Source organism: Longibacter sp. (assembly GCF_051155795.1).
GTDB lineage: Bacteria > Bacteroidota > Rhodothermia > Rhodothermales > Salinibacteraceae > Longibacter.
Genome location: NZ_DAXETW010000035.1, coordinates 1 through 6,693 on the forward strand (window position 1 = coordinate 1; position 6,693 = coordinate 6,693).

6 protein-coding genes are annotated in these 6,693 nt (G+C 62.5%); 5 read left to right on the plus strand and 1 reads right to left on the minus strand.

The genetic code is table 11. The features are described from left to right. Positions 1-62: 62 nt before the first annotated feature. A complete protein-coding gene (locus ACFCU0_RS04425; RefSeq protein ID WP_434972456.1) occupies positions 63-1,136 on the minus strand; it encodes a DUF3667 domain-containing protein in 1,074 nt (357 codons plus the stop codon). Positions 1,137-1,672: 536 nt separating this feature from the next. On the opposite strand from ACFCU0_RS04425, the gene atpD reads away from it, so the two are divergent. From atpD to ACFCU0_RS04450, 5 genes are all read left to right on the plus strand, one after another. Further along, positions 1,673-3,172 (plus strand): F0F1 ATP synthase subunit beta, encoded by a 1,500-nt coding sequence (atpD, locus tag ACFCU0_RS04430; protein ID WP_434972457.1) that lies wholly within the window; start codon positions 1,673-1,675, stop codon positions 3,170-3,172. A gap of 55 nt (positions 3,173-3,227) precedes the next feature. After that, positions 3,228-3,671, plus strand: coding sequence for an ATP synthase F1 subunit epsilon (gene atpC / locus ACFCU0_RS04435; RefSeq protein ID WP_434972458.1), 444 nt, complete (start codon positions 3,228-3,230; stop codon positions 3,669-3,671). Positions 3,672-3,889: 218 nt separating this feature from the next. Further along, a complete protein-coding gene (locus ACFCU0_RS04440; RefSeq protein WP_434972459.1) occupies positions 3,890-4,600 on the plus strand; it encodes a carbonic anhydrase in 711 nt (236 codons plus the stop codon). A gap of 554 nt (positions 4,601-5,154) precedes the next feature. Further along, the gene (locus tag ACFCU0_RS04445; RefSeq protein WP_434972460.1) at positions 5,155-5,955 is read left to right on the plus strand and encodes a carbonic anhydrase; all 801 of its coding nucleotides are present in this window, start codon (positions 5,155-5,157) and stop codon (positions 5,953-5,955) included. Positions 5,956-6,265: 310 nt separating this feature from the next. Beyond that, on the plus strand, positions 6,266-6,693 hold a 428-nt coding region (locus ACFCU0_RS04450; protein WP_434972461.1), incomplete at its 3' end, for a HEAT repeat domain-containing protein.

A 6,693-nucleotide genomic window follows, 5' to 3' on the forward strand; every position in this document is an offset into this window, starting at 1 on the left:
ATGCCCCCGGCGCGGCGTCCCGGGCTGCTTGCTTCGCCTCGCGTACGACGTGAGCTAGAATACTACGTGGTGTAAAACCCGACGACGAAAAGAATGGCACGGTAGATCTGTAGACAGGGAATGAGCAGGGCGCCAACCACGGCGCCACGGACCACAGCGCCCAACCACGAGGTGGTGTAGACGCGGCGGATCGAGAGGATGACATAGCCACATACCACCGCGCACGAAAGGAACGTCCAGACGGGATCCTGGAAAGCACCCAGCGTGTCGCGGTCCACGATACCCATGGCCTCGATGACCCCGAACGCGACGACCGTAAGGATGGCCGTAAGCAGGAGGGCCAGGAGCCAGAACGTCGTCACATGGGTCGCCTGAACGAGAGGCGGCAGAAGCCCGTCGCGAGGCTCGTGACGGACAGTCCCGAAGTTCAGCACCGCAAGCAGGGTGAGCAGCATCGGGATGAGGAGGAACACAAGCGATTTCGACAACCAGTCGGCTTGCTGGTCGAATCGAGTCTCGTAGGCTCGGAACGCGTCGAGCGCTTCAAGTGACGCCTCCACCGAGGGTGCGCGCCCGTGCTCGTCGACCCCGGACAGGGCGTCCCCGGAATCCTCGAGCGCCTGCGCTTGCCGAAGATCCCATCCTTCGGGCGCCCCGATGCGGGTGTGGACCCAGCGCTCGGCCATGTTCGTGTGATAGAAACTCACGGCGCTGACGTGCAGCCGCAGCGACGTGTTGAAGACCTCCATGAACCCGTACGCACCGAGCAGGACGATCAGGACATTCACCATCGCGAAGAGCTGCACGGGACCGACGTACGGCTGTCGGTTGCCGCGGAGGTAGTGCACCGTTAGCGCACCCGGCTGCACGAAAAGGAGATGCAGGCTGCGGAGAAAACGACTGTCCGCGTCCAGGAGGCGCTCCACCGCACGTCTAACGAACGCCCCCACGGACGCCGGCAGTCGGCTGGGCGCGCGGGCACCACACCGGCTGCAGAACCGGCTGCGGATCGTGGCGTGGCACGTCGGACAGCGTTCGGCGTCGGCGGTGAGGCGACCTCCCCCGGACAGGCCATCGCGGATGGATTCGGGGGATGGATGCTGGGCGCGCTCCAGACGGGTGGCGGAGTTGCCCATGCGAGAAGGCGGTACGTCCATGCGATCGTGAGAATAACGAGTCGGCAGCAGGCGCAAGGTACGACCCGGTTCGCCGCTCCACAAGCGAGGCGGCCGACGGACATCCCTTCCCGTGCATGTGCGCATGAGACCGGAACTGTCGGCGTCCATGGCGACGTGGCGGACGTCTTTCGTCAAAAAATCCGCATCCCAGACGGACCCTCGGCCAAATTCCCCGATTCTTTGCTCCCAAGGGATCGAAAACCGCGTGCAGTTCTAAGCAATTGCGCACGCTGCGTTTTACGTTCATAGCGGTTTGCATGTGGACCCCGTGCACAGGTTCACCCTCCGGCCGCCACGTGTCGCCGGATTCGTATCGTTTCCGACGGCCTTCTACACCGCGGAGCGATGCGACCCGCACGACCGGACCGCGCGGACTCCGCCATCCGGCCCCCACCGGCGCCTCTCGCGTCCCTCATCGTACGCCCGACGTGTTATCAGCCTTCCCGACGGCCTCCGGTCCCGTCATTGTCCCGAATTAATCGAGCCCACCTCCCATGGAAGTTGGATCCGCACAAATGAAAGGTAAGATCGTCGAGATCGTTGGACCGGTCGTCGACGCCGAGTTTAAGGCCGACGAGGTCCCCGATATCCTCGACGCCCTTGTTGTCGAGCATGACGACAAGGAAGACCTGATCCTCGAAGTTCAGCAGCACCTTGGCGAGCACCGCGTTCGCGCCATCGCCATGGACTCCACCGACGGTCTGCAGCGCGGGCAGGAGATCCTCGCAACGGGCCAGCCGATCGCCGTCCCGATTGGCGAAGAGATCCGCGGCCGGCTGTTCAACGTGGTGGGTCAGGCCATCGACGGCCTGCCGGCTCCGGACGTCGACGAGTATCGCCCGATTCACCAGAAGGCCCCGGACTTCGACGATCTGGCGGCAGAGCAGGAGATTCTGGAGACGGGCATCAAGGTGATCGACCTGATTCAGCCTGTGCCGAAAGGCGGCAAGGTCGGCCTCTTCGGCGGTGCCGGTGTGGGGAAAACCGTTCTTATCCAGGAGCTGATCAACAACATTGCCAAGGCCCACGAAGGCCTCTCGGTGTTCTCCGGCGTGGGTGAGCGTACGCGTGAAGGAAACGACCTTCTGCGCGAAATGCTCGAGTCCGGCGTCATGACGTACGGCGAGGAATTCGCCGAGGCGATGGAAGAGGGCGGATGGGACCTTGACAAGGTCGACATGCAGGCGCTCAAGACGTCCAACATTTCGCTCGTGTTCGGCCAGATGAACGAGCCCCCGGGAGCCCGTGCCCGCGTGGGCCTGACGGGTCTCACGATTGCGGAGTACTTCCGCGATCTCGGCGGCCGTGACGTGCTATTCTTCCTCGACAACATCTTCCGCTTCGTGCAGGCCGGCTCGGAGGTATCCGCCCTGATGGGTCGTATGCCGAGTGCTGTGGGGTACCAGCCGACGCTCGCCTCCGAGATGGGCAACCTGCAGGAGCGGATTACGTCGACCAAGAACGGCTCGGTCACCTCGTTCCAGGCCGTGTACGTGCCGGCGGATGACCTGACCGATCCCGCTCCGGCAACGACCTTTGCCCACCTCGACGCCACGACGGTGCTCTCGCGCCAGCTCTCGACGCAGGGCATTTACCCGGCCATCGACCCGCTCGACTCGACGAGCCAGATGCTCAACGAGCGAACGCTCGGCAAGGAGCACTACCGCACCGCGCAGGACGTGAAGGAGATTCTGCAACGCTACAAAGAGCTGCAGGACATCATCGCCATCCTCGGAATGGATGAGCTCTCTGATGAGGACAAGCAGGCTGTGAACCGCGCCCGGCGCGTCCAGCGCTTCCTCTCACAGCCGTTCTTCGTCGCCGAACAGTTCACGGGCCTCGAGGGCAAGTTCGTCAATATTGAGGAGACCGTCCGCGGCTTCCGCATGATCCTCGACGGCGAGCTCGACCATCTGCCGGAGCGCGCCTTCCTTCTGAAAGGCACGATCGATGAAGTGATCGAGACCGGCGAAGAAATGCTGGCCGAAGAGTAAGCGGAGTGACATCGAAACCACTTCGCAATTCGAACTTCGAAATTCGAAATGATCTATGCCTGACGATCTATACGTAGACATCGTGACGCCCGACGACCGGGTCTTTCAAGGCCAGGCCAGCGGCGTACGGGCACCGGGCGTGGAGGGCTCGTTTGAGATTCTCCACAACCACGCGCCCATGATCGCGGCGTTCGGCGTCGGCACGCTGTCGGTGAAAACGAAAGACGCGCACCGCTTTGCCGATATCCACGACGACCGGGTGGTCTTCGCCACGAGCGGCGGGTTTATCGAGGTGATCGATAACAAGGTCACCGTCCTGGCCGAGACCATGGAGCCCGCATCGGAGATCGATGTCGAACGCGCTCAGGCGGCCGAGGAACGCGCCGCCCGCCGACTCAAGGAAGGAGGCCTCGAAGGCGCCGAACGAGAGGAGGCGGAAGCAGCCCTCGAACGTGCTCGAAACCGCGTACGCATCTCGATGGGCGAAATCGGTCGCTGACCGCTGCGCACCATCCGTCTTATGCAACGCCCCGATTCTGCAACGCCCCGACGGCCCACGGCTCCGGGGCGTTTTGCGTCCCCCCTCCGTGCCAACGACCGTACAGGCAGATCATCCATCCCCACGGGACAGGACGGGGTTTCCCTGGCATCCCCGTTACGTGCGGTTGACGTATCATGTCATATCGGCGCACTGACCGATCGATCAATCAAACGCACATGGATACGGACGCGGAATGGGGATACGTCGGGGATATCGGCCCTTCCCATTGGGCGGATCTCTCCCGGGAGTTTTGTGCCTGCGGCGGCTCGCATCAGTCCCCCATCGATCTCCCTCGCCGGAAGGCTACAGAGGGGACAATCGACCTCGACATACGCTATGAGAAGGCGATCGCCCGGCTCAGTTACAAGAGTTACGGCGTCCAGATGACCCTCGACGGGGGACACATCCGGGTAAATGGTGAGACCTATCGGCTCGTGCAGTTCCATTTCCACACTCCGAGCGAGCACCGTCTCGCAGGCGTAACCTTCCCCGGTGAGCTCCACCTCGTACACGTCGGCGAGAGTGGCCACATCGTCGTTTTAGGCATCTTCCTCGCAGACGGAGACGCCCATCCCGGCCTGTCGCCGATCTGGTCCGCATTCCCCACCGTTGAAGCCACGCCTCCCTTCCCCTTCAACCCGGCCATCCTGCTACCCGACGGCCGTGAGGTCTACGTCTACGAAGGCTCCCTCACGACGCCGCCCTGTACGGAAGATGTGACGTGGCTCGTGATGAAGCAGCCCATTTACCTGTCCGACGTTCAGATCGAGAACCTGACCGCGGTTCATGCCGAGACGAACATCCACAACAATCGCCCCGTCCAGCCCCTGAACGACCGGGACGTTGATTTCCTGCAACCGGTAACCGACCCAAGCCCAGAGACGTGATCGACGTTCCCGTGTGACATCCGTTCGCTTGATGCGATTTTGGCCGCGCACGCCCGGAATCCGTTCGCCGAAAAGCTCAACTCGGATCCAACCCCGGCGAAGCAACCGACTCGACCTGCCGACGGATCGTGGACGAAACCGACGAATCCGGAACCATGTAATCTCGCATGAGTCAGACCGCGCGAACAATATCTGGGGATATTACGGTGGCCAACGACTGGATTAGTCCTGCTCATGTCCGCGGGTGATACTGCGTACATTGTCTTCGTTGGTACCGTTGAGTAGGCCCGAACTCCGGTTCGCGCCTCGCGCCATTGCCCCGCGGCATCACGCAGGTACGGCTCAGCGCTCGCCCACTCCTCGCCCGGGTCTGAGCCAGAATCGCTCCAGGCCGATCCCCGTGCAGTCGGTTGACTGCTGGCCTCGATGATTCTGGCTCGGGGCCGGAATGAGCGGATCACGTTGTATGGAGCTGCTTCCGTTCGCTCCGACGGACTCCCGTCCTCCGGCGTCTGCCGGAGTCACCCAACCTCTGTGATTGACCTGTCGACACGATGACCCGTATTTCCAGTATTTCTTTTGCACTCCTCCTCTTCCTGTTCACCTTCACCGGCTGTCAGTCTGAATCCGACACCGCCTCAACCGAAGCGAATGAGACAGCTGAGAGCGCCGAGACGGACGACATGACGGATGTCGAGTGGGGCTACTCCGGCGAAGGTGCTCCGGCAAACTGGGCTTCACTTTCTGCCGACTATGAGGCCTGCGCCGGGTCGAGCCAGTCACCGATTGACATCGTCGCCGATGATGAGGCACAGTCCGTTGACGTGGACATGAGCTACACCGAGTCCGGCGGCATACTCACCGGGAGCGGCAAGCTGTTTAAGATGGAGCTTGACGGCGGTACGCTGACCCTGGGAGACAAGGAGTACGACCTGATCCAGTTCCACTTCCACACGCCGAGCGAGCATACCGTCGAAGGAAAGAGCTACCCTGCGGAAGTCCACCTCGTGCACGCCGCTGACGACGGCACGCTCGCGGTCATCGGGGTGTTCTACGAAGTCGGCGAAGCCAACGAGGCCCTCGCGAAGTTCTGGGACGAACTTCCCAACGTCGGAAGCGCTAACCCGGTCGACTTCAACGCTGCAGAGCTCCTCCCGGAAGACCGCACAACCTACACGTACGACGGCTCTCTCACGACACCGCCCTGCTCGGAGGTCGTTAGCTGGCACGTGATGACGACGCCGGTCTCCATCTCGCAGGAGCAGCTTGACGCGCTCTCAGAGATGCACGGTGTGCAGAACAACCGTCCGGTCCAGCCGCTCAATGATCGCGAGATCGATACCGTGACGCTGTAAGCGCATTCGCCCTCGTTCCCCACGGATATGTACCGCCGGGACTTCTGCGCGTACGCCGGTTGAGGGAATAGAGGGAGGACACATCGAAGACGGAACGAACGCCCGGGGCTCGAACGAGCTTCCGGGCGTTCTTTGTGCGAACGAATCCGCTCGTCGAAGACCCGTTGCTGACCAAGATTCATCCTCTTCGGTTCGATGTTCACCGGGCGCATCGTATCTTTGCCTCGGCCCGCCGATTTCACATACCCGAAGCCGCGGCCGTCTTTGATGCGCTGCTCGCGTCTGCTTTCGTCTTGCCTACCGCTTGTTCATGGCTCCTCACGCCTCTTCCAGCCTTAACCAACGTCTGCTCGCCGTAGCAGCATTCGTCTTCCTTTCGATTTTCCCCCGTCCTGCAGACGCTCAACCTGCGACCCGGCCGCCGGACGGTCTGCTGATCGACGACAACCTGCAGAAGGTGGTGGACGCACAGGTCCGGCGCGACGCTAACGCCGTGATGGCGCATCTCGACGCAGACGATGCCGTGGTCCGGTCGCGGGCCGCATTTGCCATGGCGTCGATGCAAGATTCCTCGGCAGTGCCTCTCCTTGTGGAGCGCCTGACCGATGACCCGTCGCCACAGGTCCGTGCCGACGCGGCGTTCGCGCTCGGTCAGATGCCGGGCGATGTCCCGGCGGAGCCGCTCTTTCGCGCACTCGACGACACCTCGCCGGAGGTCCGGCGCCTTGCTATCGAAGC

Excerpts from the sequence above, each read along its gene's own strand:
- ACFCU0_RS04425 (WP_434972456.1), bottom strand. The coding sequence starts at position 1,136 with ATGGGCAACTCCGCCACCCGTCTGGAGCGCGCCCAGCATCCATCCCCC.
- atpD (WP_434972457.1), top strand. The coding sequence starts at position 1,673 with ATGGAAGTTGGATCCGCACAAATGAAAGGTAAGATCGTCGAGATCGTT.
- atpC (WP_434972458.1), top strand. The coding sequence starts at position 3,228 with ATGCCTGACGATCTATACGTAGACATCGTGACGCCCGACGACCGGGTC.
- ACFCU0_RS04440 (WP_434972459.1), top strand. The coding sequence starts at position 3,890 with ATGGATACGGACGCGGAATGGGGATACGTCGGGGATATCGGCCCTTCC.
- ACFCU0_RS04445 (WP_434972460.1), top strand. The coding sequence starts at position 5,155 with ATGACCCGTATTTCCAGTATTTCTTTTGCACTCCTCCTCTTCCTGTTC.